This window comes from Desulfobulbus propionicus DSM 2032, assembly GCF_000186885.1.
Lineage (GTDB): Bacteria > Desulfobacterota > Desulfobulbia > Desulfobulbales > Desulfobulbaceae > Desulfobulbus > Desulfobulbus propionicus.
In genome coordinates this window covers 3,024,903-3,051,491 of the sequence record NC_014972.1, presented here as the reverse complement: position 1 = coordinate 3,051,491, position 26,589 = coordinate 3,024,903, and the positions used below count along the sequence as shown (strand labels likewise).

At 54.2% G+C, this 26,589-nt stretch carries 25 protein-coding genes; 18 read left to right on the top strand and 7 right to left on the bottom strand.

Annotated features, from left to right (window positions below; all coding sequences use genetic code 11):
* The first annotated feature begins 18 nt into the window (after window positions 1-18).
* Genes atpG through DESPR_RS13300 form a run of 3 tightly spaced genes read left to right on the top strand, consistent with a single transcriptional unit; the run spans window position 19 to window position 2,813 of the window.
* Window positions 19-897 carry an ATP synthase F1 subunit gamma gene (gene atpG, locus DESPR_RS13310; protein WP_015725315.1) on the top strand — a complete coding sequence of 293 codons (879 nt, stop codon included), beginning with the start codon at window positions 19-21 and terminating at the stop codon, window positions 895-897.
* A 49-nt stretch (window positions 898-946) separates the two neighbouring features.
* Window positions 947-2,368 (top strand): F0F1 ATP synthase subunit beta, encoded by a 1,422-nt coding sequence (gene atpD, locus DESPR_RS13305; RefSeq protein WP_015725314.1) that lies wholly within the window; start codon window positions 947-949, stop codon window positions 2,366-2,368.
* A gap of 28 nt (window positions 2,369-2,396) precedes the next feature.
* On the top strand, window positions 2,397-2,813 hold the full coding sequence (locus tag DESPR_RS13300) for a F0F1 ATP synthase subunit epsilon (protein ID WP_015725313.1): 417 nt from the start codon (window positions 2,397-2,399) through the stop codon (window positions 2,811-2,813).
* A gap of 283 nt (window positions 2,814-3,096) precedes the next feature.
* Here the strand turns inward: DESPR_RS13300 and DESPR_RS18035 are convergent, their stop codons facing one another.
* From DESPR_RS18035 to DESPR_RS13280, 4 genes are all read right to left on the bottom strand, one after another.
* The gene (locus tag DESPR_RS18035) at window positions 3,097-4,977 is read right to left on the bottom strand and encodes an N-acetylmuramoyl-L-alanine amidase (protein ID WP_015725312.1); all 1,881 of its coding nucleotides are present in this window, start codon (window positions 4,975-4,977) and stop codon (window positions 3,097-3,099) included.
* A gap of 245 nt (window positions 4,978-5,222) precedes the next feature.
* A complete protein-coding gene (gene mutS, locus DESPR_RS13290) occupies window positions 5,223-7,892 on the bottom strand; it encodes a DNA mismatch repair protein MutS (RefSeq protein WP_015725311.1) in 2,670 nt (889 codons plus the stop codon).
* On the bottom strand, window positions 7,889-8,395 hold the full coding sequence (locus DESPR_RS13285; protein ID WP_015725310.1) for an HIT family protein: 507 nt from the start codon (window positions 8,393-8,395) through the stop codon (window positions 7,889-7,891). Before DESPR_RS13285 ends, mutS begins: the two co-directional genes overlap by 4 nt.
* Entirely contained in the window at window positions 8,392-8,886 is a 495-nt protein-coding gene (locus DESPR_RS13280; protein ID WP_015725309.1) for a metallophosphoesterase family protein, read from the bottom strand. The genes DESPR_RS13285 and DESPR_RS13280 overlap by 4 nt, the downstream gene beginning before the upstream one ends.
* Window positions 8,887-9,075: 189 nt before the next feature.
* On the opposite strand from DESPR_RS13280, the gene efp reads away from it, so the two are divergent.
* Both efp and epmA read left to right on the top strand, forming a co-directional pair.
* The gene (efp, locus tag DESPR_RS13275) at window positions 9,076-9,639 is read left to right on the top strand and encodes an elongation factor P (protein WP_015725308.1); all 564 of its coding nucleotides are present in this window, start codon (window positions 9,076-9,078) and stop codon (window positions 9,637-9,639) included.
* 7 nt (window positions 9,640-9,646) lie between these two features.
* Entirely contained in the window at window positions 9,647-10,564 is a 918-nt protein-coding gene (gene epmA, locus DESPR_RS13270; RefSeq protein WP_015725307.1) for an EF-P lysine aminoacylase EpmA, read from the top strand.
* Window positions 10,565-10,611: 47 nt separating this feature from the next.
* Here the strand turns inward: epmA and DESPR_RS13265 are convergent, their stop codons facing one another.
* On the bottom strand, window positions 10,612-11,283 hold the full coding sequence (locus tag DESPR_RS13265; protein WP_015725306.1) for a metallophosphoesterase family protein: 672 nt from the start codon (window positions 11,281-11,283) through the stop codon (window positions 10,612-10,614).
* 58 nt (window positions 11,284-11,341) lie between these two features.
* On the opposite strand from DESPR_RS13265, the gene DESPR_RS13260 reads away from it, so the two are divergent.
* The 7 genes from DESPR_RS13260 (at window position 11,342) to DESPR_RS13230 (ending at window position 18,483) form a co-directional block, all read left to right on the top strand.
* The gene (locus DESPR_RS13260; RefSeq protein ID WP_169701622.1) at window positions 11,342-12,901 is read left to right on the top strand and encodes a Wzz/FepE/Etk N-terminal domain-containing protein; all 1,560 of its coding nucleotides are present in this window, start codon (window positions 11,342-11,344) and stop codon (window positions 12,899-12,901) included.
* 106 nt (window positions 12,902-13,007) lie between these two features.
* On the top strand, window positions 13,008-13,868 hold the full coding sequence (locus DESPR_RS13255; protein WP_169701621.1) for an ExeA family protein: 861 nt from the start codon (window positions 13,008-13,010) through the stop codon (window positions 13,866-13,868).
* A 92-nt stretch (window positions 13,869-13,960) separates the two neighbouring features.
* On the top strand, window positions 13,961-14,812 hold the full coding sequence (locus tag DESPR_RS18030; protein ID WP_169701620.1) for a CpsD/CapB family tyrosine-protein kinase: 852 nt from the start codon (window positions 13,961-13,963) through the stop codon (window positions 14,810-14,812).
* 213 nt (window positions 14,813-15,025) lie between these two features.
* Window positions 15,026-15,634 carry a carbonic anhydrase gene (locus DESPR_RS13245; RefSeq protein ID WP_015725302.1) on the top strand — a complete coding sequence of 203 codons (609 nt, stop codon included), beginning with the start codon at window positions 15,026-15,028 and terminating at the stop codon, window positions 15,632-15,634.
* A gap of 213 nt (window positions 15,635-15,847) precedes the next feature.
* Window positions 15,848-17,293 (top strand): exodeoxyribonuclease III, encoded by a 1,446-nt coding sequence (locus tag DESPR_RS18025; protein ID WP_015725301.1) that lies wholly within the window; start codon window positions 15,848-15,850, stop codon window positions 17,291-17,293.
* A 24-nt stretch (window positions 17,294-17,317) separates the two neighbouring features.
* Complete coding sequence (locus tag DESPR_RS13235) at window positions 17,318-17,977, top strand: response regulator (RefSeq protein WP_015725300.1); 660 nt, start codon at window positions 17,318-17,320, stop codon at window positions 17,975-17,977.
* Between the two features lie 227 nt (window positions 17,978-18,204).
* Complete coding sequence (locus DESPR_RS13230) at window positions 18,205-18,483, top strand: HU family DNA-binding protein (protein WP_015725299.1); 279 nt, start codon at window positions 18,205-18,207, stop codon at window positions 18,481-18,483.
* On the opposite strand, the gene lgt is transcribed toward DESPR_RS13230, so the two are convergent.
* Entirely contained in the window at window positions 18,480-19,319 is an 840-nt protein-coding gene (gene lgt / locus DESPR_RS13225) for a prolipoprotein diacylglyceryl transferase (protein ID WP_015725298.1), read from the bottom strand. The two genes, DESPR_RS13230 and lgt, sit on opposite strands and share 4 nt — an antisense overlap.
* A 12-nt stretch (window positions 19,320-19,331) precedes the next feature.
* Window positions 19,332-21,215 (bottom strand): tRNA uridine-5-carboxymethylaminomethyl(34) synthesis enzyme MnmG, encoded by a 1,884-nt coding sequence (gene mnmG / locus DESPR_RS13220; protein ID WP_015725297.1) that lies wholly within the window; start codon window positions 21,213-21,215, stop codon window positions 19,332-19,334.
* 454 nt (window positions 21,216-21,669) lie between these two features.
* Here mnmG and rpmH point away from each other — a divergent pair, with 454 nt between their 5' ends.
* The 6 genes from rpmH (at window position 21,670) to mnmE (ending at window position 26,494) form a co-directional block, all read left to right on the top strand.
* A complete protein-coding gene (gene rpmH, locus DESPR_RS18810) occupies window positions 21,670-21,807 on the top strand; it encodes a 50S ribosomal protein L34 (protein ID WP_081458040.1) in 138 nt (45 codons plus the stop codon).
* 5 nt (window positions 21,808-21,812) lie between these two features.
* Window positions 21,813-22,148 (top strand): ribonuclease P protein component, encoded by a 336-nt coding sequence (gene rnpA / locus DESPR_RS18015; protein ID WP_015725296.1) that lies wholly within the window; start codon window positions 21,813-21,815, stop codon window positions 22,146-22,148.
* A 91-nt stretch (window positions 22,149-22,239) separates the two neighbouring features.
* The gene (gene yidD / locus DESPR_RS18010) at window positions 22,240-22,443 is read left to right on the top strand and encodes a membrane protein insertion efficiency factor YidD (RefSeq protein WP_218918309.1); all 204 of its coding nucleotides are present in this window, start codon (window positions 22,240-22,242) and stop codon (window positions 22,441-22,443) included.
* Between the two features lie 69 nt (window positions 22,444-22,512).
* A complete protein-coding gene (gene yidC, locus DESPR_RS13215) occupies window positions 22,513-24,162 on the top strand; it encodes a membrane protein insertase YidC (RefSeq protein ID WP_015725294.1) in 1,650 nt (549 codons plus the stop codon).
* A gap of 24 nt (window positions 24,163-24,186) precedes the next feature.
* Window positions 24,187-25,125, top strand: a complete 939-nt coding sequence (locus DESPR_RS13210) for a Jag N-terminal domain-containing protein (RefSeq protein WP_015725293.1) — start codon at window positions 24,187-24,189, stop codon at window positions 25,123-25,125.
* The gene (mnmE, locus tag DESPR_RS13205) at window positions 25,103-26,494 is read left to right on the top strand and encodes a tRNA uridine-5-carboxymethylaminomethyl(34) synthesis GTPase MnmE (protein WP_015725292.1); all 1,392 of its coding nucleotides are present in this window, start codon (window positions 25,103-25,105) and stop codon (window positions 26,492-26,494) included. The genes DESPR_RS13210 and mnmE overlap by 23 nt, the downstream gene beginning before the upstream one ends.
* The last annotated feature ends 95 nt before the right edge of the window (window positions 26,495-26,589 follow it).

Below are 26,589 nucleotides of genomic sequence, written 5' to 3'. Positions count from 1 at the left end.
GCACAAGGGTAAATTCTTATGCCTGGATTAAAGGACGTTAAAAATAAAATCGCCGGTGTAAAGAAAACCGCGCAGATTACCAAGGCCATGAACATGGTGGCCTCGGCGAAACTGCGCGGCGCCCAGGAAAAGATGGAGCGCTTTCGACCGTATGCCGCGAAATTCGCCGAAGCCATGCGCGATTTGTCTGGCGGCATGGAGAGCACCGATCTTCCCTTGATGGAGGTCCGTGAGGTAAAGACCGTCGAAATCGTGGTGGTCACTTCCGATCGCGGCCTATGCGGTAGCTTTAATGCCAACATCATTAAAACTGCCGATAAACTCAGAAAACAGTACGAGGCCGAAGGCAAGAACGTCACTTTCGTCACTGTCGGGAAGAAAGGAACCCAGGTATTCAAGAAATCTGGGAAACTGCGTCGGTCGTTTGTCGATATCATGGGCTCCTTCCAGATGTTCAACGCCCGTGAGATTTCTCAGAATATCACTGAGGCCTTCCTTGCCGGCGAAAGCGATCAGGTGGATATCGTTTACGGAAAATTCTATTCGGTTGCAGTCCAGAAACCGGAAGTGGAAGAACTCCTGCCGATCAAGCCCCTCGTCGCCGAGCAAGATGAAGCTCAGTCAACCGTAGGAACGGGCGGTGCCTATACCTACGAACCGGATCCCAACGAGATCATGGAAGTGCTGCTTCCCCTGTTTCTCAATGTACAAATCTACCATGCCATGCTGGAAGTTGGCGCTAGTGAACATGCTGCCCGTATGACAGCCATGGATAACGCCACCAACGCATGTAAAGATATGATCACAGCCCTGACCCGGTTGTACAACAAAGCACGCCAAGCCGCTGTTACCGGCGAATTGATGGATATCGTCGGCGGCGCCGAGGCGCTTAAATGATAATTTGATACCGCTTGGTATTTGACTAGTTTAGAGGAGGCCATTGCACATGGGTGAGTCACGCGTAGGTAAAATTATACAGGTCATCGGACCTGTTGTTGACGTTGAGTTCGAGCCGGGCAATCTGCCCGACATCATGAATGCCCTTTTTATCACCAACCCGGCTATCAACGATCAGCCGGACAACCTAGTCTGCGAGGTTGCACAGCATCTCGGTGACAACTGCGTTCGAACCGTCGCTATGGATCAGACCGACGGTCTGGTACGCGGCATGGAGGTGCGTGATACCGGCTTCCCGATCACCATCCCGGTTGGCGCTCCTGCCCTGGGCCGAATCATGAACGTTGTTGGTCGGCCAGTGGACGGCATGGGACCGATCTCTTCCGAGAAGAGCATGCCCATCCATCGCCCTGCACCCTTGTTTATCGAGCAGGATACCGAGGTGAACGTCCTGGAGACCGGGATCAAGGTTATCGACCTGCTGGTTCCGTTCCCCCGCGGTGGCAAGATGGGACTGTTCGGCGGCGCTGGCTGCGGCAAGACCGTTATCATGATGGAAATGGTCAACAATATCGCCATGCAGCATGGCGGTATTTCTGTTTTCTGTGGCGTTGGCGAGCGGACCCGCGAAGGCAATGACTTGTACAACGAGATGAAGGAATCCGGCGTATTGCCGAAAGCCGCTCTGGTATACGGCCAGATGACTGAGCCTCCCGGAGCCCGTTCACGCGTGGCCCTGACCGGTCTGACCGCTGCCGAGTACTTCCGCGACGAGGAAGGCCAGGACGTGTTGTTCTTCGTCGACAACATCTTCCGCTTCACTCAGGCTGGTTCCGAGGTGTCGGCGCTGCTTGGACGTATTCCTTCGGCGGTTGGTTATCAGCCGACCCTGGCCACCGACCTTGGTGCCCTGCAGGAGCGCATCACCTCCACCACCAAGGGATCGATCACCGCTGTGCAGTGCGTGTACGTTCCCGCCGACGACTTGACCGACCCGGCACCGGCAACCACATTTGCCCATCTCGACGGAACGGTTGTTCTTTCCCGTCAGATCGCTGAGCTCGGTATCTATCCTGCCGTTGATCCGCTGGACTCCACCTCACGTATTCTCGATCCCAACGTCGTTGGTCAGGAGCATTATCAGACCGCCCGCGGCGTTCAGGTTGCCTTGCAGAAATACAAAGAGTTGCAGGATATTATCGCCATCCTTGGTATGGACGAGCTCTCCGAGGAAGATCAGTTGACCGTTGCCCGTGCCCGTAAGGTACAACGCTTCCTGTCCCAGCCTTTCCATGTGGCCGAGGTCTTCACCGGCTTCCCTGGCAAATACTGCAAGGTTGAGGATACCGTACGTGGTTTCAAGGAAATCCTTGACGGCAAACATGACGACCTGCCCGAGACCGCCTTCTACATGGTCGGCAGCATCGAAGAGGCCGTTGAGAAAGCCGCTACGCAACGGGCTAAAGCTTGATCCTTTTTTCTGATCTGAGGTACGAGCAATGGCACAAATTCAATTGGAAGTTGTAACCCCGAACGGAGCGGTTGTTAGTGAAGAGGTTGATATCGTCACTGCGCCCGGCGTGGGTGGTGAGTTTGGTGTACTTGCCAATCATGCTCCTTTTTTAAGTACCATCAAAACCGGTACCTTGAGCTTCAAGAAAGACCGTGTGACCAAATATTTGATGGTGACCGGAGGGTTTACCGAGGTCTCAAACAACAAAATCACTTTTCTTGTCGAAAGCGCTGAGTTTGGCAACGAGATTGACGTGGATCGCGCCCTGCGAGCCAAAGAGCGAGCCGAGAAACGTCTGACGCAAACCCAGCAGGCAACGGAAAAGATCAATCGAGTCCGTGCTGAAGCCGCCCTGCAAAGGGCGATGGCCCGTCTGCGCACCGCAGAATTAGCTCGACACTGATTGGTTTACCAATACGTAATATGAAAAAGCCGCCTTGCAAAAAGGCGGCTTTTTTTGTTTTTGCAGGATTTAGCACGATACGCGGTTCGTATCAATCATCGGGGAACAGATTGTTTCCACACCGCGATGGTATGAGAGAAAGAGGGGCCAACCCACTATCGCACAGTTTTGAGGGCAGCGAAGAGCAACGAGGTAGATATCGAACAGGATTCGCCTGCACTTTCCTAACCATTCCGCCTTGACTTCCTGCGATAAAGAAAATTCGGCAAAGTGACGCGCTCAATCACAGGCTGGCAGCGGCTGTTCGCTGATGATCAACATAATTGCTGATGCCATTGGCTATTTGGTTGACCATACTGTCTTGGTACTGCTCGGTCTGTAAAAGTTTTGCCTCGCCAGGATTGGTAATGAAGGACAATTCCGCAAGAATGGCTGGCATTTCCGCGCCGATCAATACATAGAATGGCGCCTGTTTCACGCCCAGATCTCGAACGGGATATTTGCCCTTCAAGCCCGAAACGAGAGTGGTATGCACGAAGCGGGCTAATCGGGTCGATTCATCGATTTTGGCATTGCGCATCAGATTGGTCAAGATATCCTCCAATTCGCCAATGCTGTGCGTTGATGTCGCATTCTCGAGCGCAGCCACCCGCATGGCACCCGCATCGGTGGCTAAATTGAGGAAGTAGGTTTCAATGCCGCCGCTGGCTTTATCGGTGTGGGCATTGATGTGAATGGAAATGAAGAGGTCACATTTTTGTGAATTTGCGACCGCTGTGCGTTTTTCAAGCGGAAGATACACATCCTTGGTCCTGGTGAGGATGACCTCGTAATTGTAGCGTGACGTGAGAACGTTGGCCAACTTTTTGGCAATGGCCAGAACGATGTCCTTTTCCTTGAGGCCAAAGGCCATTGCTCCAGGGTCCTTACCTCCATGGCCCGGGTCAATCACGATCTTGCGCACTCCAAGACCCAATTGCTGTGCGAGGGAAAGGGATTCTTTGTTTTTCGTACGTGTTATCCCTTGGGGAGGCAGCCGTTGCTCGGCCGGGAATTTTTTCAGATCGGTTAGGCTAATCGGTATCGGGTTGGCATTGACCGTGCCCGTGGTCCCTTGGAGAGGTTGGTCCGGAACAGGAGCTGCCTGGGACTGGTCTTTGTCCTTGCTGACCAGGCTCACTGTCTCACCCTGTCCGTGGACATCGACGATGATACGAAAGGGGTCATTCAACGTGAAAATCTTGTATTCAGCAAACGGTTCGAAATCAAATCTCACCTGCACGGTCTTGTCGTTGGTCTGCATGGTCTGAACTTGCTTGAGGAGCCCGGCTTCCATGCGGGTTGGGGCGCGCAAGGATGGGGCAATGAAGCTTTGCTCCAGCTCCAACACAAGCTGGCGGTGGTGCTGATCGTTGCTTTGGTTGAATGTTTCCTTGAAGGAAAGGGGCGCCGAAGATTCGATCACGACCCTGCCGTATTCCGCGGAAGACCAAAATTTAGCCGGTGCAATGTGCGCGAGGTTACCGTTTGACGCGATTGGGGAAGGTGCGGTGGCGGCTGTTTTTTTTGCCTCTGTGTTTTGGGGAGGAGACAAAAAGGTCCGAGCCTTTTGATACTGGTCCCCTTGGGGATACAGATCGACAATTTGTTGGTACAAGGCGCGGACCTCTTGTTCATGGGCGCGATTGGCGGCAAGCAATTCTGCCCTTTCGAGAAGGGCGTCATCGGCGAGGTAATGGCCAGGATAGAGATCGGCCAATTCTCGATACGCCAGCATAGCCTTGTCCAGATCGTCGGCAATGTGGAAACGACTGTACGTCAATCGGTAGACCTTTGCTGTCATGTAGAGGCTTGGTGGCCCCAGTTCTCCTTTTTTCTGCGACCGATGAAGTTGTCGAAAACTGCTTGCGTTATTCAGCCAGTTGCTCCGGTCTTTGCCGAACGCCTTTTCCTGTTCAAGACGCGAAAGATTCTTTTTTGCCGCTTGGTATTGTTGATCGGGTGTGTCCTTTTGACCGGAAGCGATTTTGATACTTGCTTGAGGCGCCGCCCACGCATGGTGAAAGGGAAGGGCGAGAAAGAAGGCACCAATAACGAATATTGCAAGCACTCCCGGGAAGACAGGATGCGTTCGTTTCAGTATGGGAAAATTCAATGCGCACATGGATGATACATCTCGATGTGGAGGATTCCGTGACGGGAGAATGCGCCATAACCGGAAAGAGAGCGAATGAGGCCAATTATTTTTTAAACATACAGTATTTGGTCTCAAAGGTAAAAGAAATTGTACTTTGCGCAGGATGGTTGCCCTGAAAATTAAAAAGAATGTTTTGATAGGGAGTTGGCTGTTTAAAAATTTTAACTTTTGAAAGGGGCGGGCTCACGCTGTGAGGGCATGGGAAACGGTAATTATTCTTCGTTTTTTTTCATTAATTCCACGGCTTGGTAGATGAAGTCCAGAGCCTGCTTTGGGGTGAGCAGATCTGGATTGATCGTGCGCAGCAAATCCGTCAAGGGGTGCGTTGCAGGAGAAAATAACGGCAACTGCATGGGATTCTGTTTTTTCCCCGATTTGCCGGCCGCAATTTTTGGCTGCCCCTGAAGGGTAAACTCTCCTTGTTCGATGTTTTTGAGGATGGTGTAGGCACGGGTTATGACGTGTTCAGGGACACCGGCCAAGGCGGCAACCTGGATGCCATAGCTCCGATTGGTGGCTCCTTTGACCAACTTGTGCAGAAAAATGATCGAATCGTTCCATTCTTTGACCGCGATGGAATAATTCTGAATTTTGTCGCTGGTCGCGGCCAGGTCAGTCAGCTCGTGGTAGTGGGTGGCAAAAAGCGTCTTGATGCCCAGGCCGTTTTTGTGCGCCAATTCTTCGGCCACCGCCCAGGCAATGGCTAGGCCGTCATAGGTCGAGGTGCCGCGGCCGATTTCATCAAGGATTACCAGGCTGTCCTCGGTGGCATTGTTGAGGATGTTGGCGGTCTCGTTCATTTCCACCATAAAGGTCGACTGGCCTCGTCGCAGATCGTCCATGGCGCCAACCCGGGTGAAGATGCGGTCAACGATACAGAGATCAGCGCTTTCCGCCGGGACAAAACAACCAATGTGCGCCATGAGCACGATCAAGGCCGTTTGGCGCAAAACGGTGGATTTACCTGCCATGTTGGGTCCGGTGATGATCAGCAGTTCATGGCGTTCCTGGTCCAGATGCACATCGTTGGGCACGAATCGCCCCGGATCCATGGACCGCTCGATAACCGGATGTCTTCCCTCGCTGATGGTGATGGTGCGATTGGTATTGATCTGCGGGCGGCAGTAACGGTATCGAGTGGCCACCTCGGCAAAACAGGCGAGTACGTCAAGCTCAGCGAGTTGCGCGGCCACCTGCAGCAGACGGTGATCGTTTTGAACCAGGTGCTCGCGGATATCGAGAAAAAGGGCGTATTCCAGCTCAAGCCGCCTGTCGTGGGCGGTGACGATGGCGTTTTCCAGTTCTTTCAGTTCCGGGGTGATGAAGCGTTCCGCATTGACCAGGGTCTGTTTGCGGATGAAGTACTCCGGAAGTTCCTGCGTCTGACTGCGGCTGATTTCGAAATAATACCCAAAGACCTTATTGTACCCCACCTTGAGTTTGGCTATGCCGGATCGTTGCCGTTCGGCATGCTCGAGATCGAGAATCATCTGTTTGCCGTCACGGAGCAGTCGCAGGAGGTGATCCAGTTCGGCGTTGTAGTCTTCGCGAATGAGATTGCCCTCGCGCAGAGTGATGGGGGCGTCGTCGCGGATGGCGCTGTCAATCAAGCGATGGAGGTCGTCGAGGATATCAAAGCGTTCGGCAATCGCTCGCAGCAACGACGAGGTGCATCCGTTGAGCTGGTGATGCAGGTCCGGCAGCTGGGCCAGCGAGGTTTTGATGGCGCTCAAGTCGCGGGCATTGCCGTGGCCAAGGACAAGGCGGCTGCTCAGACGTTCGAGGTCGTAGATCGAGTCGAGCAGGCTCCGCAGGGTATTCCGTACCGCTGGTTGCTCGATCAGTTCCTCGACACCGTCAAGCCGGCGCAATATTTCTTTCCTGTCCTGAAGGGGGAACAGCAACCAGCGGCGCAACAGACGGGCGCCCATGGGCGTGGCGGTACGATCGAGCGTTGCCAACAGGGACCCCTGGCGCTGCCCTCCGACCAGTGTCTCGGTCAGCTCCAGATTGCGACGGGAAGCGTCGTCAATGATCAGGTAACCGCTCTGATGCAGGGGCATGATTCGTTTGACATGGGCCAGCTCTGATTTCTGCGTCTCTCGCAGGTAGAGGAGCAGGGCCCCGGCAGCATCGATGGCTGCCGTGTAGGCATCGCAGCCGAATCCAGCCAGATTGGCGGTGCGAAAGTGTTCGGTCAGGGTGGCGATCGCCGTCACTGTCTCGAAATGAAAATCGGGCCTGGCGGTCAGGCAGAGTTGGCCCATCTGCTGGCTGAGCAGATGGGTCAGCGGCGCCAGGGTGTCGAGTTCTGCTTGTGGGATGAGGAGCTCGGCGGGCCTGAGCCGGGAGAAAACATCGACCAGCGCGCCCGGATCTTTGGGCGAAAAGCTGACCTCACAAATTTGAAATCGACCGGTGGAAATGTCGAGCAGGGCGAGGCCGGCGAGGTGTTCCTTGGTCGATTTCTTCTGCACCACCAAGGCGCAAACATAACAGTCGGCCTTTTCGTCCAGGAGTTGATCGTCGGTGGTCACGCCCGGAGTAACCACGCGAATCACCTCGCGCCTGACAATTCCCTTGGCTTCCTTGGGGTCCTCGACCTGTTCGCAGATGGCCACCCGATACCCGGCCTTGACCATTTTGCCGAGGTATCCGGATACGGCATGGAAGGGCACGCCGCACATCGGAATCTTGTTGGCCTCATCCTTGTGACTGCGGGAGGTGAGGGTGATGCCGAGGACTTTGGCGGCGACCACCGCATCCTCGAAGAACATTTCGTAAAAATCGCCCATGCGGTAGAAGAGAATGGTGCCAGGATACTGCTCTTTGATCTCCAGGTATTGCTGGAGCATGGGGGTGATTTTGGGTGAAGCGCTCATGGGATGGCTGGCGTGGCCAGCAGTTGGAAGTCCGGCAGCAGCAAGTCAAAGGTCCGCTCGATATGCTGGGGGATGGTTCTGATCTCCGCGCACACGGTCATGAAATTATGGTCGCCCTCCCATCGGGGAACAAGATGGAAGTGCAGGTGGTCGGCGATGCCGGCGCCGGCAGCCTTGCCGAGATTGAGGCCGATGTTGATCCCGTCCGGATGGAGATGACGCCGCAGGATGGCGCAGCAGGCGGTCAGCATCTCCATCAGTCGGCTCTTCTCCTGCGGCTGCAATTCGGCCAAGTCGGCAAGGTGGCGCCGGGGAGCGAGCAGCAGATGGCCGTTGGCATAGGGAAAACGGTTGAGCAGCACCACGGTCCAGGAGTCTCGATAGAGCAGCAGGTGTTCCTTGTTCTGTTCTTCGGTTCCAGGCGGTTCGAACAAACAACCGGTCACCTTGGGCGCGGTCCCAAGGACATGGTCCATGCGCCAGGGGGTCCATAGGGTATTCATAGTTGCGGGACGTCAAAAAGACGGGCCTGGAGGGTATCTCCGGCCTCAAGGATGGCATAGCTGCCCGGGGCCCCGTAGCGGCCGGTTGCTTGGAAACTGCCCGGGTTCAGGAGAAGAATTCGGCCAACCCGGCGGCAGAGAGGCCGATGAGTGTGGCCATAAATCATGCAGTCCACTTCGGGAAAAAGATCCCATAAGGCGGCTTCGATGTCGTATCCCAGGCCGGCGCCGTGGGTAAGGCCGATGACAAAGGAGCCGATGGAGAATTGGAGCTGGTGTGGGTAGCGGTCCCGCACCGAGGCATGGCACATGTTGCCGTGCACCGCGTAGACTGGCCGGCCGGCGAACACCTCCAACACTGACAGGTCGGTGAGGTCGCCGGCATGAATGATCATGTCGCAGGTGGCGAAACATGCCGCGACCTGTGTTTTGAATCGGCTGTCCGGCCGGATCAAGTGCGTATCGGAGAGGACTCCAGCTCGAATGACCATGGCTTGCAGATGTTGGTTGAGGAACAGTTTGCCGCCACTGTATAGAATCGGCCGGGTGAAAACAAGAGCAGAGAACGGTCGGACAGCATTAATTCATCACCAGGGCAGGAAGCTGTTGCAAAAAAACAGGACTTCCCGTAACATGCTTCCCCTTCAAATCAACCGATAAATAAAGACTTAAGGATAACTATGTATACTGCTTCTGATTTGCGCAAAGGCCTGAAAATTCAAATTGATGGCGAGCCCTATATCGTCACCGAGTTCGATTTCTCCAAACCGGGCAAGGGGCAGGCGCTCTACCGGACCAAAATGCGGAACATGATCACCGGGGTTCAGTTCACCCAGACCTATCGCTCCAACGACAAATTCGAACGGCCCAATCTGGAAGAGAGGAAGATGCAGTTTCTCTACGCTCAGGACAACGAGTACCACTTCATGGATACCTCGTCCTACGAGCAGATTTTCTTGACCAAGGAGCAGTTAGGCGACAATCTCAATTTTTTGATCGACAACATGGAGGTGGAAGTGTTGTTTTTTGGCGACCGTCCCATCGACATCAGCCTGCCGACCTTTGTCAACCTGGAGGTGACGGTCGCCGACCCGTGGGCCAAGGGCGATACCTCCGGTTCCGACACCAAACCGGTAACCGTGCAGACCGGCTTTCAGCTGCAGGTTCCGCCCTTTGTCGAGCAGGGTGACAAGATTCAGATCGATACCCGAACCGGCACCTATATCACCCGCGTTAAAGAATAAGCCGGCAATGCTCGGTCCTCACGGCCTGCGGCAGCGATCCTTCCTGCTGCAGGCCATTCGCTCGTTTTTTCTCGAACGCGCCTATCTGGAAGTTGATACGCCCCTGCGACTTCCTGTTCTTCTCCCCGAGTCAAATATCGTCCCCTTCAACAGCGAAGGCTGTTTTCTCCACACATCTCCCGAGCTCTGCATGAAACGGCTTTTGGCAAGGGGCTGTTCGCAAATTTTTCAAATCTGTCATTGTTTCCGCAAGGAGGAGCATGGTCGGTTGCACCAATCGGAATTCACCATGCTGGAGTGGTACCACACGGGCTGGGATTATGTTGATTTGATGCAAGAATGCGAGGAACTTGTTTGTTTCGTGATGAACCGTGGTTTCTCGATGTTCAGGGGCGTCCATGGGAGCTTGCTGTGCTGGCGGGATCACCGTGTCGCTATGACCCGCCCATGGGACCGCTTGACCGTGGCGGATGCCTTTGACATGTTCGCCGGTATCTCGGTCAGCGAGGCCATACGAACGGGGATGTTTGACGAGATCTTGGTCACGGCGATAGAGCCGCATCTGGGCAAGGATCGGCCAGTTTTCCTCTACGATTATCCGATTTCGCTGGGATCGCTTGCCCGTCGCAGCCAGAGAACGCCTGACGTAGCGGAACGGTTTGAATTGTATGTTGCTGGAATCGAACTGGCCAACGGCTTTTCCGAGTTGATCGATCCCGAGGAACAACGGTCACGTTTTGCCGCGGAGATAGACGCTATCCACTCTCAGGGCCGCACTGCATCCATGCCGGAGAACTTTCTGGCGGATTTATCCAGGGTTCCGGAGACCGCCGGTATTGCTCTCGGGGTGGACAGGTTGTTCATGCTCCTGACGGAACGGGACATCTTGTCGGCAGCCATGCCGTTTATTTTCGAGGAATTGTAGTTAACTTCTTTGTCATTTCCCTCTCTTTCATTTACCATAGAACCATGTCACCGCGTGTCGGGATTTCCCGGCACGCTGACCACCTCCCTCATTGGCAACAATAAGGCAGAGAGCTTGCCGTTATAGACCGCGCCTGTGTCGATGCCGATTTTGTCAGCCGTCAGAAAGGGGTCGTCGAAAACGGTGTGGCCAAAGACAACGGGCTTGCCGAAATTGTAACGACTTTGCAGGAATTGTTCCCGAGCCCACAGGCACCAATGCGATGTCTGTTGGCTGAGATGACGACCGGGTTCCAATCCTGCGTGGACATAGATGCCGTGTTGATCGTGCCAAAAGAGGGAAAGGCTGCGAAAAAACGCAATATGCTCAAGAGGCACTCGCTGCTTGATGGCCTCAGCCCCCTCTGCAGGATGTAGGCCATAACTGGCCAGAGTCTGCAGGCCGCCGACTTGAAGAAAAACCGAACTGTCCCGGCCTTCGAGGTACTGAAGGAAGAGAAAATCATGGTTGCCCATGAGCGGCACAACTCGGGGGTGTGTTTTTTGCAAGGAAAGTATGGTTGCCACGACTTCTTTGGATTGCGGGCCGCGATCGACATAGTCGCCGAGAAAAACGATGGTGTCGGCGCGATGTTGGACTTGTTGCAATAAAACGGTGAGCGCCGCATTGCAACCGTGGATATCGCCAATGACACAGGTGGTGGAGCTCGCGTTGATCATGGAAAAAATTTCAGTTTAAACGGTAAATTGTTGAATTATGGACGTTAAGCAGCGGCAGTTGATCAAAAAATATGTGGATCTCGTCATTCATCGGTGGCGTCTCATCAGCATCAGTTTGCTTGTCGGCCTGACCATTGGATTGGGATATTATTTCTCTCTGCCGAAAACCTATCAAAGCACCGCCTTGCTCAGCTACGAACAGCAGCAGATTAATCCGGCGAAAATGGATCCTGAGCAGGGAAGGAGTCGCCTGCAGGAATCGTTGGCGACCTTGAAAGAATTAGTAACCAGTCGGAACAGCCTTGAAAAGGTGATCGTTCAGTTTTCTCTGTACGAGGAAGCACGGAAAAAGTTGCCGATTGAAGATGTCATTGAAACGATGCGCAAGGATATCAGCATCACGCCATCAAACAAAGGCGATATTTTCAGCGTTTCCTACCAGGGGCTTGATCCGCAAAAGGTGATGAAAGTCACCAACGCCTTGGCTTCTTTGTTTATCGAAGAAAATCTCAAATATCGGGAAGAGCGAGCCACCGAGACCTCCAGATACACGGAGAGTGAGCTGGCGATGGCCAAGAAGGTTTTGGACGAAAAAGAACAGCAGATGCGAGATTACAAACTCAAATATTTCAATGAGATGCCGGATCAGCGGCAAAGCAACCTCGCTCAATTGCAGGCGCTGATCCAGCAAAATCAGGGAATTCAAAATTCAATTCAAGAACTTGAGCGCACCAAGGTCATGGCCCAGGAGCAAGCGAGCATGCAGCAGCGCCTGGCCGCGATGCGCATGAGCAGCGAGCCCATTGCAAACCAGGCGGCCAGGCTTCCGGAAACCGATGCCGAACGGTTGCAGCGAATGCGGCTGTATCTCGAGAACCTGCAGGGAAAATATACGGACAAGCATCCCGAGGTTCGCCGAACCAAACAGCTGATTGAACAGTTGGAGCAAAAAGTGGGGAAAGGGCCGACATCGGTGCAACAGGGACCAGCCTCGGCTTCTTCGAACCGGGCCGCCATCGCCGCAGGATTGGAAAGCCAACGGCTGCAGGTCCAATTGAAACAAATTGACCTCAATATCAGCCAGTTGAGAGAGGAGCTGGCGACTATCCCCCCCCAGATCGCCAAATACCAACGCTATATTGAAGCCGCTCCCATCCGTGAAGCGGAGTGGAATGGCTTGACCCGGGATTACAACGAGTTGCGCCGTCATTACGACCAGCTTGTCGCGCAAAATCTGCAGGCCCAGTCGGCGGAGAATTTGGAGCGAAATCAGAAGGGCAGCAAGTTCAAGATCGTCGATTCGGCCCGCCTTCCCGAGAAACCATCCAAGCCAAATTTTTTGAAAATTTTTCTTGTCGCGATTGCCGTCAGTTTGGGCCTGAGCGTCGGTTCTGTGTTTGTGCTCGACTTCATCGACACATCGTTCAAGGATGTGGGCGATTTGGAGGAATATATCGGCGTGCCGGTGGTCTGCGCCATTCCCTACATTGAAAAAGAGACCGAGAAACGAAAAGAGCAACTGGTTTTTCGCGTCAGCGTGGCAGCTGTTTCGGCGTATGGGATCTTCTTGGTGGGGGCAATCGCCTATTTTTGGATCAAGGGCCTGATCATTATTTAACCGAATATTCACTCTTCTTTTTCCTGGTTCATTAAGCATGTACACGAAATTTTACGGGCTTGCCAAAAAACCCTTCGCTCTGACCCCTGATCCAGCCGTGGTGTTCATGAGTGAAACTCATCAGGAAGGGTTGGCGATTCTTAAATACGGAGTTCTCAGCAAAAAGTGTTTTCTTGTGCTGACCGCCGATGTCGGTTCGGGGAAAACAACCCTGCTGCAGTCGCTGATTCATTCGCTTGAACAGGATGTGCATCTCTGTTTGCTCAATAATCCGATCCTGTATCGCGACGAATTCTTTTCTTACATTGCCAAGAAGCTCGGCCTTAAGTGGGATGGCAACAAGGCGATGTTTCTGATCGAATTCGGCAATTTGTTGAAGGAATGTTACAAGAAGGACGAGCGGGTCTTGCTGATTTTTGACGAGGCCCATGTTCTTCCCGTTGATCTGTTGGAGGAGATTCGCCTGCTTTCCAATCTTGAAGAGAAAGGTCAGGATGTCCTCTCCATCTTTCTGGTGGGACAGCCGGAACTCAATGAACGGATGAGCGACGACCGGTTGTTGCCCCTGCGGCAGCGAATCGGCATTCGATTTCATCTCAGCCGTTTTACCTTGGATGAAACCAGGCAGTATATCCTTTTTCGGCTCCGCCATGCCGGTGCCCGCCATTTCAACATCTTTTCCGAGGATGCCATCGCCATGATTCACAAGGTGAGCCAGGGCACTCCGAGATTGATTAACATCATCTGTGATCACGCCCTGCTTACAGGGTTTGCCGAAAACAAACCGGTCATTGGCGCCGAGCTGATCGAAGAGAGCGTGGCCGATCTGCATTTTCCGGGCGAGGCGAACCCTCTCCCCATCGCCAATCCAAACAAATCCAATACATTCAAGGTGACGGCAATCCTTGGCGGAGCCACGCTTTTCTGTCTTCTCTTGGCGATTTTTTTGTGGCGATACTATCGGTGACACGCAGAGCGTTTCGAGTTGAACAAAGGGGACTGGAAGAAAGGCTTTTTTTATGATTGTCGGAGGATATTGTGGGTAAGGTATTCAACGCCTTGAAACGGGTCGACGCATCGGAAGACACTGTACCGAGTGCTGCGGAGCAGGTTGCGCTTGAAAGCCAAAATTTTCCTGAAGTCGATTCCAGGGAAACTGGCCACACGCATGAAGACGAGGCCGCTGACCGGCAATCTCCCCGACAGGGGCGGTGGGATGATCGTCTTTCCCTGGCCACCGTTACAACCGGACCAGTGGCGGAGAGTATCCGAGCGCTGCGGACGCGTATTCTCTACCCCAATTCGGGACCGATCCCTCGCAGTATCCTGGTGACCAGCGCTTCTCCAGGAGAAGGAAAAAGTTTTATTTGCGCCAATTTGGGGATCTCTCTGGCGCAGGGGGTGGATAATTATTGCCTGCTGGTGGATTGTGATCTGCGCCGGCCAGCGCAGCATACGCTTTTCGGGTTGAGCAACCGTTCCGGGCTTGCCGATTATCTGCAACACAAGAAAAAACTCTCCGAGCTCCTCGTCTCGTCGGGGGTGGAGAAGCTTTCCATCTTGCAAGCCGGCCCCCGATCCATCAATCCCGCCGAACTCCTCGGGTCGGCGTCCATGATCAGTTTGGTTGATGAGTTGGCCAAGCGTTATGATGACCGTATTGTGCTTTTGGACAGCCCGCCACTCCATGCTGCCAGTGAAACCGCTGTGCTTGCCCAGCATGTGGACGGGGTCATCCTGGTCGTGCGCTATGGCGCTTCCCGTCGAGAATACGTCAAAGCCTTGGCCGACGCCATCGGTAGGGACAAGATTCTCGGCGTGGTTTTCAATGCCTATAAAGCAACGATGCTCGATTACAAGGTGTTTGGTTACTACGAGTACCAACAGGATTATTATTACAGTGAGCAGTGAGGCTGCCTCGCTGGCGACCGTTGTGTTTTTTTCCGATGAGAGGGCCGCCGACACGATGGCTTTTTCGCCTCCATTCATTTTCCCTGTGGCTAAAATTCACTCTTGCTGATATGTTTTTGCGCTTCATTCACCGGAATGAAATGCGAAAAGCCCCCATGGCCTATTGTTTGTTCCCTATGAAACAAAACTCTGACCACAAAGAGGACTTGGACAATGCAGTCAGCAAGAAGACAGCTCACAGGAAAAGAAGCGCTCCAGCGATTACTTGATGGAAATAAACGATTTCTTTCCGGCAAACTCGAACACCCCAACCATTGTGAAGAGTCGAGAAAAGGTTTGGTCTCTGGACAAGAACCGATTGCCGTGGTGCTCACCTGTGCCGATTCGCGCGTACCGCCTGTCGATGTTTTCGACCAAGGCTTGGGTGATATTTTTGTCGTCCGAGTAGCCGGTAACATCATCAACGATCATATCCTTGGCAGCATTGAATACGCGGTCTCCCATCTGCATACCCCTCTGGTCATGGTCATGGGGCATTCCTCGTGTGGAGCGGTGACCGCCGTCGCGCAGGGGGTCAAGCTGAGCGGCCACATTGCCAGCCTCACGCCCTCCATTGATGCGGCCTTGAAAAAAACCAAAGGATTGGAAGGACACTGGACAAACAACGCGGCCAAGGAACTTGCCGTGACCACTGCAAGGAAAATCGAAGAATCCGAACCGATTGTAGCGGATCTTGTAAAAGAGGGGCGCGTTTTGGTCGTGGCCACCTATTACGATCTGGAAAGCGGTGAAGTCTCCATGCTCAGCCAAGGAATTTTTTAACCGCACATCACCGTCATTCGCCCATTCCCTGTGGTACAGGGAATGGGCGTTTTTTTTCGCGCTCCGTGAGCTTTTGGTTCACAGGTTTTTTCTTTCGAGCGCGAATCTCAGAACTCTTGCTCAAGCGAGGCATCCCTGTTATTTCCATCTGGAGGATTGTGCCAGTTATGCAATGACTGAGGGGCCATACATCGTTTGATCACGCCATTTGAAATGATTTTCCCCATCGACACGGTTATTCCCATTCTTGAGCGCGAGGTCAGCAGCTACGATGTTCCGGTCGTTGACTTGATTGCCACCCAGACAAACGATCCGTTCAAAGTGCTGGTGGCCACCATCCTGTCGGCCCGAACCAAGGACGAGGTGACAGCGGCGGCTGCCCGTCGACTGTTCGCCCGGGCGAGCACCGCCGCTGAGCTGGCGACGTTGACGGTTGCGGATGTGGAACAGCTCATCTATCCCGTTGGGTTTTTTCGAACCAAGGCAAAACATCTCGGCGAATTGCCAGGCGCGCTGCAACGGTTCGGCGGGGTTGTTCCCGATGACATAGATTCGCTTGTCCAGTTACCGGGAGTGGGGCGAAAGACCGCCAATCTGGTGGTTGCCGTCGCCTTTCACAAACCGGCGATCTGCGTCGATACCCACGTCCATCGGATTATGAATATCTGGGGCTACGTGCAGACGACGACGCCGTTGCAAACTGAGATGGTCCTGCGGCAAAAGCTGCCCCGGCAGTATTGGATCCGAATCAACGGCCTGTTGGTCGCCTTTGGTCAAGGAACGTGCAAGCCGCAACGCCCTCATTGTGACCGTTGCGTTATTGCCGCCTATTGTCCCCGCCTAGGGGTAACGCCTCGAAAAAAACAGCAGGGAGGAACTGTGCGACAGGGACGGGACGAAAGAAAGTTGATTTCCTGGAATGTCAATGGTCTTCGAGCGGTGGCCAAAAACGGCTTTCTCGATGTCCTGCATGAGCTCGACGCCGATATCCTTGCCCTGCAGGAGATCAAAGCACATCCGGATCAATTGGACGATCAGTTGCGCAACGTTTCAGGATATCAGAGTTTTTGGCATTCGGCCAAAAAGAAAGGGTATGCCGGCACAGCGGTTTTCAGTAAAATACCGCCCTTGCGGGTGCTCTATGGAATGGAGCAGCCGCAATTTGACGACGAAGGGCGAGTGCTGACCCTTGAATACCCGGATTTTTATTTGATCAATACCTATTCGCCCAATGCCCAGCCTGAGCTGAAACGGTTAGCCTTCAAGCAGGAATTCAATCGCACCCTCTTGGCCTATATGGATCGCCTCCGCTCGGAGAAGACCGTTGTGCTCTGCGGCGACTTGAATGTCGCCCACAAGGAGATTGACCTTGCCAACCCCAAGGCAAACGTGAAAAATCCAGGTTTTTCCGAGCAAGAGCGCGCCTGGATGGATGAACTCATCGCCGCTGGCTATGTTGATACGTTTCGCCAATTCAATCAGGAAGCGGGGCAGTATACGTGGTGGAGTTATCGTTTTAACGCACGGGCAAAAAATATTGGGTGGAGAATCGACTACTTCATTGTTGATGGATCAAGCAGGGATCGCGTGCTCGAAGCCGCCATCCACGGTGAAATAACCGGTTCCGATCACTGCCCCGTCAGCCTCCTGTTCCGGTAAAAGCAGATGAAGGATTGGGATTGCATGCAGCAACGATACCGCATTGTTGTCGCTGACGACCATAGTCTGATCAGGCAAGGACTCAAGAGTCTTGTTTGCAAGAATCCAGCCCTGCAGATCGTTGCCGAAGCCAGCGACGGCGTGGAATTGCTTGGGCTTCTGCGGGAGGAGGTGCCGGACATGGTGATTGTGGATATCACCATGCCCCATTTAAACGGTATTGAAGCTGTTTCCGCCATCCGAAAGCAGTATCCAGCGGTCGACATCCTCGTCCTGACCATGCACGCCAACAAGCAGTATTTTTACCAAGCCATTGCCGCGGGTGCCCAAGGGTATCTGATTAAGGATGATTCGGACGCCGAATTGCTTGCGGCCATTGAAGCCATCAGATCGGGGAAAACGTACATTTCATCGCAGTTGTTTTCTGAGGTCACCGATGAAGCGCTCACCGCGTTTCGTCAGCCGGGCACAGTCCCGTATGTCATCCTCAGCGAACGGGAGAAGCAGGTGCTCAAGTTGGTGGTGCAGGGGTGCTCCAGCAAGGAAATTGGCGAGATATTGCAGTTAAGCCCCAGGACCATTGATCACCACAGGGCAAACTTATTGAAAAAATTCAAAATGAAAAACACCGTGGACCTGGTCAATCACGTGGTCCGCAATGCAGTGCTTTTTCCCGAAAAATAATTTTCTTGCATTATTTGTATCGGGACCACCACGGTCTTTGCTTCTATTTATTTTATTTTTCTCTACTATTTTCCTCGTTAGGTAAATCTACCTACAAAGAAATAGGTAGTTCCGACAATTGTTTTTTTCTCCTCCCTGAGATTTATTGCAACGTCTCTGAAGACGTGTCCGGCTTTTTTTCTGGTGCGGAATGGGGCGATCAATGAACATCAGGCGAGGAGGAAAACATGAATAAGAGCGATCTTATTGAATCTATCGCGCATTCAGCGCAAATCAGCAAAATCGCCGCGGAACGTGGTCTCAATGGTTTGTTGTCAACCTTGTCTGCGGCAATCACAGAGGGAAAAAGGGTTACGTTGGTTGGTTTCGGCAGCTTTTCGGTGGTGGATCGTGCTCCCAGAAAAGGGAGAAACCCGAAGACTGGAGAGACGGTGCCCATTCCTCCGCGTCGTGTGGTGAAATTTCGTCCCGGTAAGGAGCTTGCTGGAAAAATCCTCTGCGATTAAGTTGCTGAGGGGGGGGGGTGAACGGTTGCTTTTTCCGTTTGCGCTGTTATCCGCGCATACCAGAGGGCTGTTCCCGCCACCACCATCAGCAAGCAAAGCACCTGACCCATGGAAAAGAGACCGATAATAAAACCGAGTTGCGCATCGGGTTCGCGGAAAAATTCGACCAAGAATCGGCAGCAGCCGTATCCAATGAGAAAGAGGGACAGCATGCTCCCATGTGGCCAGAGTCGTTTCTTCGGCTGATGCCAGGGGTTGGCTTTCATGCCCCATAAAAGCAGAAACAGAAGCAATCCTTCAAGCGCCGCTTCGTACAACTGGGAAGGATGTCGGGGCAAAGGTCCGCCATCCGGGAAGACCATGGCCCACGGCGCGGTGCTGATGCGTCCATAGAGTTCGCCATTGATAAAATTGCCCAACCGTCCGAAAAAAAGACCGATGGGTGCGGTGGCGATGAAGAGATCCGCAGCCCGCCAATAGTCCAATCCCTGTTTGCGGCAATACAACGCGCCGGTGAGCAGTGCCCCCAGGCAGCCACCATGAAAGGACATGCCTCCGGACCAAATAGCGGGTATTTCCATGGGATGCATCAGATAATGCATCGGGTTGTAGAGGAGCACATATCCCAGCCGTCCACCGATAATCACGCCGATAATCAGGGCGAGGTTAAGGTTGTCGACATGGGTGAGCATTTGTTTCCAGGCGAATTTTTTTGCCTGGTGAACGACCAGCAGATAGGCGCAACTGAAGCCGATGACGTACATCAGGCCATACCAGCGAATCTGCAGAGAGCCAAAGCTGAGAAGGACCGGATTTATCGAGGGGAATTCAAGCATTGGGGATGGTGATCATAAAAGGCCAAGCCGTTTCAGGTGAACCTGGAGCACGGAGAGTGCCGCTGGTGTCACCCCGGAGATTCTGGAGGCCTGGCCAAGTGAACGGGGCTGGACTCTAGTTAGTTTTTCCACCACTTCATTGGAAAGGCCAGGGAGTCCCTTGTACACGAGTCCGGGCGGCAGTTCGATGCTTTCCAGCTTTTTAAAGCGGGAAATTTGCTCTTCCTGCCTTTTGATATAGCCTTCGTACTTGATCTGCAGTTCGATCTCGTCGTGGAAGGCAAGCGCTTCTTCCGGAAAGGGCGGAAGGCTGTCGACTGCCCGGCTCATTTGGGCAAGCATGTGCAGTCTGATCTCTGGCCGGCGGAGCAGTTCCGCCAGCGTCATGGCCTGGGAGAGGGCCGGCGCATTGTGGGCGGCGAGAAAGGCATTGATTCCTGGCACGGGTTTGATTCTGGTTTCATGCAAGTAGTGCAGCACCCGGCTGATATATTCTTTCTTGTGGACGAATTCGTGCCAGGTCGGTTCATCCACTAGGCCGATGCGATGGCCGATAGGTCGCAACCGCATGTCAGCGTTATCCTCGCGCAGGAGCAGCCGGTACTCCGCGCGGGAAGTGAACAGCCGATAGGGCTCCTTGGTGCCGAGGGTCACCAGGTCATCAATCAGGACCCCCAGATAGGCTTGGGATCGGTCGAGGATTACCGGTTCCTCGCCACGCACATACTGCACACTGTTGATTGCCGCCATCAGGCCTTGGCCGGCAGCCTCCTCGTATCCCGAAGTGCCGTTAATCTGCCCCGCAAGAAAAAGGCCGACAATTTTCTTGGTTTCCAGTGAAGGCTTGAGCTCCCGCGGATCAACATAATCGTATTCGATGGCGTACCCGGGACGGATGATACGGGCATGCTCCAGCCCTTGAATGGAGTGCACCATCTCGATTTGGGTGGCCAGCGGCAGGCTGGTGGGGATGCCGTTGGGGTACACTTCGATGGTTTCGAGTCCTTCGGGTTCGAGGAAAATCTGATGGCGGACTTTTTCGGGAAAGCGCATCACCTTGTCCTCGATCGACGGACAGTATCTCGCGCCCACTCCCTCGATGATTCCGGCATACATCGGTGATTGGTGGATGGACTGGCGAATGATGTCGTGGGTGCGTTCGTTGGTGTAGGTGATGTAGCAGGGCCTCTGGACAAGGGGCGGCGCTCCGTGGGAAGAAAAGGAAAACAGCGCGGGCTGCTCATCGGAATACTGGGCAACAAGCTGGGAGTAGTCGATACTGTTGCCGTCCAGTCGGGGAACTGTCCCGGTTTTCATGCGACCAACCGTGAAGCCTGTGGAGGCGAACCACTGGGCCAGTTTCGTCGAGGGCGCATCGCCCATGCGGCCGGCGGGAAAGTTTTTCAGGCCCACATGGATAAGGCCATTGAGAAAAGTACCGGTGGCGACCACGATCGCTCTGACGCGCACACATTCGTCCAACGAGGTACGTAACCCGACAACTCGGCCGTTTTCTATCAGGATTTCGTCGACCACAGCTTGACGAATGGCTAAATTTGGCTGATTTTCGAGAATGTGTTTCATGCGCAACCGGTAGAGGAGGCGGTCGGCCTGGGCTCTGGACGAGCGGACCGCTGGCCCCTTGCTGGTGTTCAGCCGGCGGAATTGGATGCCCGTGGCATCTATATTCTTTGCCATTTCACCGCCCAATGCATCGATCTCCTTGACCAAATGCCCCTTGGCCAGTCCACCGATGGCCGGGTTGCAGGACATGGCCCCGATGGTGTCTGCGTTAATGACGCACACCAGGGTGCTGCATCCCATGCGGGCGGCGGCGAGTGCGGCTTCGCATCCTGCGTGTCCTGCCCCTATTACGGCGATATCAAAGTCAATCATGATTGTCGTTTACTGGTTGCATCGTCGGTGCCACACGGTATGGTCGCTCAAAATAGATCTCTCCGACCAAGTGCGAGGCGCATGAAAATCAAGCATTATACGGTGTGAGATGATATTTGCAACCTTGATGGGGCGCATCCCGTGACGCGTATCCACGGTCGCAACGAGAGTTATGCTCCGTCGCGGAAAGGACAGTCGAATGACCGACCGATTATATCCTTGGCCTTGGGGGAAATAATTTGACATAAATTGTCCTCTATGATTAAAATAAACTCTTTTGAAAAGTGATTTGACGACATTGGGTCGCTTGCTCTTTTCGTCGTCCGTTGCTTCGGTCGGGCTTAACGAACCGCTTGCGCCAGCGGATGGGCGAGGACAGGAAATGGAGCGGTAACCTCCGGTTGCCCCATATCGTGAAGAATTCATCAAGTTATCTGCAACAAAGGATAGGATCATGAGTAAAAGAACCTTTCAACCAAGCAATACCAAGCGTGCCCGGACCCATGGATTTCTTGTTCGCATGAAGACGCATTCCGGTCGGGCCGTCATTCAACGTCGGAGAGCAAAAGGACGGAAACGGCTGGCCGCTTAACCCCCTTGGATCGCTTCACGCTTCCCAAGGCGCACTTACTGCGGAAAACGGGAGAGTTTCAACGCGTTTATCGGTCTGGACAGCGGCATCGCGGCAACGGGTTCACCGTGATCGTCATGCCGAATACACTTCCCTGGAACCGACTGGGAATCAGTGTGCAGAGAAAAACAGGAAATGCTGTGCGGCGGAATAGGGTTAAGCGGTTAGTGCGCGAAGTGTTTCGGCTTAACCGCGGAGACTTTCCGGCTCATTGTGATGTTGTCATCGCTGTTCGGCCGGATTTTTCCCTGGACAGCTTTGCTGCTTTGCGGGCCGATATAGCAAGAACGCTCTGCGGCTGAGACAAGGAACAGCTCCATGGCCTTCGATGATCACCATCCGAGCTCGTCGTCGGAAGGAAAGTCTGGACGATCATGGCGGAAAGCGCCTGCAATGTGCTTGATTGCCTTGTTCAGAGGCTATCAACTTCTTCTCTCCCCCTTGTTTCCCCCTGTCTGTCGATTCATTCCTTCTTGCTCCCAATATGCCATTGAAGCGGTCAGGAAACATGGCGTTTTCCGCGGAACCTTGATGGCTATATGGCGAATACTGCGCTGCCATCCCTTTTCCCGCGGTGGCTATGACCCCGTGCGCTGAGGCGTGAGAGCGGGATGCGTCATTTTCAGTCAACACCTCTGCACATAGAGGCACCCCAAGGTACATGACATGGATCTTTACAGAGCCTTTTTGGCCATTGTCCTCTCCTTTCTCATTTTGATCGGGTATCAGTATTTCTTTGTCAAGCCCGTTCCTCCCCAACCGCAGGCCCCTGGACAGGCCACGCAGGCTGCCTCCTCCGCCAACCAGCAGACAGCCGGTGGGGCACCCGCCGCCGCGACCGGTATCGCCGCAACTCCATCCACGGTTGCCGTCGACCCTCTCGCTCACGATGTCACCGTGGACACCCCGTTGTACACAGCGGTGATCAATGAACAGGGCGGGGGCGTGAAGGGGTTTGTTCTGAAGAGCTACCGGAGCACGAATGCGGAAGACGCGGGTCCGATGCAGCTGATCATCGGCAAGGGGCCAGCGGATGCGCCTGTCCTGTTCTCCTTGGATAATGGAGCGGGCACGGTCTTGCCGACCTACACGGCGGACAAAAATGCCGTGACCCTCACCAATCAAGGAGATACCGGGACGTTGACCATGACGGCGGCCCTGGCCGACGGGATAGCGATTGTCCGTACTCTGACATTTCGAGGCGACAGCTATCTGATCAATGTTGAATATAAGGTCAGCAACACCACCGATCGGCCTGTTCAGGTTTCACCCGCCCTGACCATGGTCAACGAACCGTTTGCCCATGCCAGTGAAACCAGCAAGTATCTCTTTGCCGGGCCGGCTGCCTATGTGAACGAAAAATTGGTCGAAACCAAGGCGAAAAAGCTGACCGAGGCGCCGGTGGTTCTCCAGGGCAAGGTGAGCTGGACAGGGTATGTCGACAACTATTTCATGACCACCGTGGCACCGGCAGTCGGCAATGGCCGCACCATTACCCTGCAGGGATCGGAACAGCAGGTACGGACGGTTCTTTCGGAAGGCATTCAGACAATCGGGCCCCATGAAGGCAAATCTTTTGCCTACACACTGTATTTCGGCCCCAAAAAGCTCCAGGTTCTCCAAACCGCAGGCAGCGACTTGGCCAAGGCCGTGGATTTCGGCTGGTTTGATGTCTTGGCCAAGCCCATGCTTTGGTTGCTCAATTTTTTCCATCAGTTCAGCCATAACTACGGCGTCGCCATCATTCTCCTCACTATCCTGATCAAGCTCATTTTCTGGCCCATCACCCAAAAGGGGATGAAGTCCATGAAAAACATGCAGAAATTGCAGCCCAAAATTGCCAAGCTGCGGGAGCGGTTCAAGGATGATCCGGCCAAGATGAATCAGGAGATGATGACCCTGTACAAAACCTACAAGGTCAATCCTGTCGGCGGTTGTTTGCCGATGCTGATTCAGATTCCCTTCTTTTTCGCCCTGTACCGGGTATTGATGGCCGCCATCGAATTGCGCCATGCCCCCTTCATGCTGTGGATCAATGATTTGTCCGCTCCCGACAGACTGTGGATAGGGTTCGACATTCCCTATCTCCATGGCATTCCGATCCTGACCCTGCTGATGGGCGCTTCCATGTATCTGCAACAAAAGATGACGCCGACCACCGCGGATCCAACCCAGGCGCGCATCATGCAATTCTTGCCGATAGTCTTCACTTTCATGTTTATTAATTTTGCATCGGGCCTGGTACTGTACTGGTTTGTCAATAACCTGCTTTCCATTTTGCAGCAATATCTCATCAATCGGCAGAACAAGGCGTGAACCTCTGGTGTAGGAACGGTGCACATGGCAAAGGAAAAAGATTTTTACGGCAAGGATATTGCGGAAGTAATTGAACAGGCATGTCGGGAGATAGGGGCCTCCCGGGAGGATCTTGACATCGAGGTCCTGGAGACCGGATCAGCCGGCATTTTCGGCCTTTGCAAGAAAAAAGCCCACATTCGTGTGCAACGAAAGGCCGTCCCACTCTCGGCGGAGATCGCCCCCCCCGTTCCCGCCACCCCTGTCAAGACCGAGGAGGAGGCCGCACCGTCGACGAGCGACGAGCCGCAAACCGTGGAGGCGGTGGCGGCGGTCGAACGAGTTGCCAGGCCGGCGGAAATGGCGAAAGTGGTTGAGGAGCAAGCACGGCCACAGGAAGAAGCGGGGGAGGAGGGGGCCGATGGCGATGTGGAATCATTCGAAGAGGACATTGCCTTTGAACCGCCCTCGGCAGAAAATCTGGGCGCAATCCAAGAAGATCTGCACCAATTGCTGACCCTGATGAGGCTGCCATCGGAAGTCCGAGTGAGCTATGAGGACAACACGGTCCAGTGCCACATTTCAGGGGCGCATGAGGAGCACATCGTCGGTCCCGAGGGGCGTACTTTGGATAGCTTGCAATATTTGCTGCGCAAAATGGTTTCCCGCCACTTGCCCGACCGAATCATGCTTGCTTTGAATGTCGGTGATTTTCGCGAGCGGCGAGCGGAAGAGTTGAAGGCGCGGGCGGTCCAGTTGGCCGAGCTGGTAAAGGCGGATGGCAAGACGCAGGCCATCCCGGCTCTCAACCCCTCGGAGCGTCGTGTCGTGCACATGGTCCTCCAGGAGGATAAAGGGGTTCGCAGTCGGTCGGTGGGCGAAGGATTGTTCAAAAAAGTCCTGATCTACAAACCCGGCAAAGGACGCCGACCGGTGGCGAAAAAGCGACGGGGAGGACAAGGTGGCCGTCCATCGGGCGAATGATACCATCGCCGCCATCGCCACCGCTCCGGGAACCGGTGGAATCGGCATAATCCGCATCTCCGGGCCGGAGGCCCTGACGCTTTTGCGTCAATTGTTCGTTTCCCATAAACCCCATTCCCATTTTACTAGCCACCAACTTTATTACGGCACCGTCATGAATCGCGCGGGCCAGGTTCTCGACGAGGCCCTGGCCGTGTATATGCGTGCCCCGCATACCTATACCCGTGAAGATGTGGTTGAGTTGCAGTGTCACGGGTCCTATCTCGTTCTTCAGGAAATTCTCCGAACAGTGTTTGAGCGTGGAGCCCGGCCCGCCGACCCTGGTGAATTCACCAAGCGGGCCTTTCTCGCCGGCCGTATCGATCTGACCCGGGCCGAGGCCGTGGTTGATTTGTTGCAGGCTCAGACCGAAAAAGGGGCGCTGTTGGCCGTCAATCAGTTGCGAGGAGCACTGTTCGCTGAACTCGAACAGATTCGTGACCACTTGCTCTCCATTCTTGCCGTGCTGGAAGTGGCCATCGACTTTCCGGACGAGGATGCGGAGATTTTTGCTGCGCAACAGATCCAGGATCAGTTGCAAACGCATCTCATCGGGCCGCTTGAACGGCTCATCGCCATGGCCGAGCAGGGTAAAATCGTTCGGGAAGGCGTTAAGGTGGTCATCACCGGTCAACCGAATGTCGGTAAATCGAGTCTGCTCAACACGCTACTTCAGGAGGAGCGGGCCTTGGTCACTCCACTGCCGGGAACAACGCGGGACACCATCGAGGAGCGAATCGCCATCCGGGGCATTCCTCTCCACCTCGTGGACACCGCCGGCATCCGTCTGCATCACGATCCTGTCGAGGCTTTGGGCATTGAGCGGGCTCGACAGAAGGTGGAACAGGCCGATCTGGTACTTTTTTTGGTGGATGCGCAGGTCGGCTGGCGGGAGACCGATGAAGAATTGTATCGGTCGCTGGGCAATAAGCCGCATGTGATTGTCGTCAACAAACGTGATCTGGCCACTAAGGAACAGATCGCTTCGATTTTCTCTCGGTTTTCCGGAAAGAAGGTGGTGGCCATTTCAGCCAAGCAACAAGAGGGGATCGACGAACTCCAAGAGGCGGTTTATCAGGCAATCATCGGCGATGGTGCGGAACTGTGCGAACGGATGACCTGCGCGCCCAACACCCGGCACCGATCGATTTTACACAAGACCCTGACGGCTTGCCGAGGATTTGAGGCGGCCATGGCAATGGCCGCACCCGTGGATCTACTGGCGGTGGAGGTGCAGTCCGCCCTTGATCACCTGGGGGATATCGTTGGGCTGACAACGCCTGACGATGTTCTTGATGTCGTATTCAGCCAGTTTTGTATTGGAAAATGATCGACAAAAACAAGCAAAAACGCCTCCTCACGCTCGCGGTACCAGGTGGAAGCGTGAAGAGGCGTGTCGATGGGTTCGGTTGGTCAAAAAGAAAG

Excerpts from the sequence above, each read along its gene's own strand:
- DESPR_RS13210 (WP_015725293.1), top strand. The coding sequence starts at position 24,187 with ATGGCAAAGGAAAAAGATTTTTACGGCAAGGATATTGCGGAAGTAATT.
- DESPR_RS13265 (WP_015725306.1), bottom strand. The coding sequence starts at position 11,283 with ATGATCAACGCGAGCTCCACCACCTGTGTCATTGGCGATATCCACGGT.
- yidD (WP_218918309.1), top strand. The coding sequence starts at position 22,240 with ATGTGCTTGATTGCCTTGTTCAGAGGCTATCAACTTCTTCTCTCCCCC.
- DESPR_RS18035 (WP_015725312.1), bottom strand. The coding sequence starts at position 4,977 with ATGTGCGCATTGAATTTTCCCATACTGAAACGAACGCATCCTGTCTTC.
- atpG (WP_015725315.1), top strand. The coding sequence starts at position 19 with ATGCCTGGATTAAAGGACGTTAAAAATAAAATCGCCGGTGTAAAGAAA.
- DESPR_RS13300 (WP_015725313.1), top strand. The coding sequence starts at position 2,397 with ATGGCACAAATTCAATTGGAAGTTGTAACCCCGAACGGAGCGGTTGTT.
- epmA (WP_015725307.1), top strand. The coding sequence starts at position 9,647 with ATGCTCGGTCCTCACGGCCTGCGGCAGCGATCCTTCCTGCTGCAGGCC.
- DESPR_RS13245 (WP_015725302.1), top strand. The coding sequence starts at position 15,026 with ATGCAGTCAGCAAGAAGACAGCTCACAGGAAAAGAAGCGCTCCAGCGA.
- DESPR_RS13285 (WP_015725310.1), bottom strand. The coding sequence starts at position 8,395 with ATGAATACCCTATGGACCCCCTGGCGCATGGACCATGTCCTTGGGACC.
- mutS (WP_015725311.1), bottom strand. The coding sequence starts at position 7,892 with ATGAGCGCTTCACCCAAAATCACCCCCATGCTCCAGCAATACCTGGAG.
- DESPR_RS18025 (WP_015725301.1), top strand. The coding sequence starts at position 15,848 with ATGATTTTCCCCATCGACACGGTTATTCCCATTCTTGAGCGCGAGGTC.
- DESPR_RS13280 (WP_015725309.1), bottom strand. The coding sequence starts at position 8,886 with ATGGTCATTCGAGCTGGAGTCCTCTCCGATACGCACTTGATCCGGCCG.
- DESPR_RS13230 (WP_015725299.1), top strand. The coding sequence starts at position 18,205 with ATGAATAAGAGCGATCTTATTGAATCTATCGCGCATTCAGCGCAAATC.
- DESPR_RS13235 (WP_015725300.1), top strand. The coding sequence starts at position 17,318 with ATGCAGCAACGATACCGCATTGTTGTCGCTGACGACCATAGTCTGATC.
- mnmG (WP_015725297.1), bottom strand. The coding sequence starts at position 21,215 with ATGATTGACTTTGATATCGCCGTAATAGGGGCAGGACACGCAGGATGC.
- DESPR_RS13255 (WP_169701621.1), top strand. The coding sequence starts at position 13,008 with ATGAGTGAAACTCATCAGGAAGGGTTGGCGATTCTTAAATACGGAGTT.
- lgt (WP_015725298.1), bottom strand. The coding sequence starts at position 19,319 with ATGCTTGAATTCCCCTCGATAAATCCGGTCCTTCTCAGCTTTGGCTCT.
- atpD (WP_015725314.1), top strand. The coding sequence starts at position 947 with ATGGGTGAGTCACGCGTAGGTAAAATTATACAGGTCATCGGACCTGTT.
- rpmH (WP_081458040.1), top strand. The coding sequence starts at position 21,670 with ATGAGTAAAAGAACCTTTCAACCAAGCAATACCAAGCGTGCCCGGACC.
- yidC (WP_015725294.1), top strand. The coding sequence starts at position 22,513 with ATGGATCTTTACAGAGCCTTTTTGGCCATTGTCCTCTCCTTTCTCATT.
- efp (WP_015725308.1), top strand. The coding sequence starts at position 9,076 with ATGTATACTGCTTCTGATTTGCGCAAAGGCCTGAAAATTCAAATTGAT.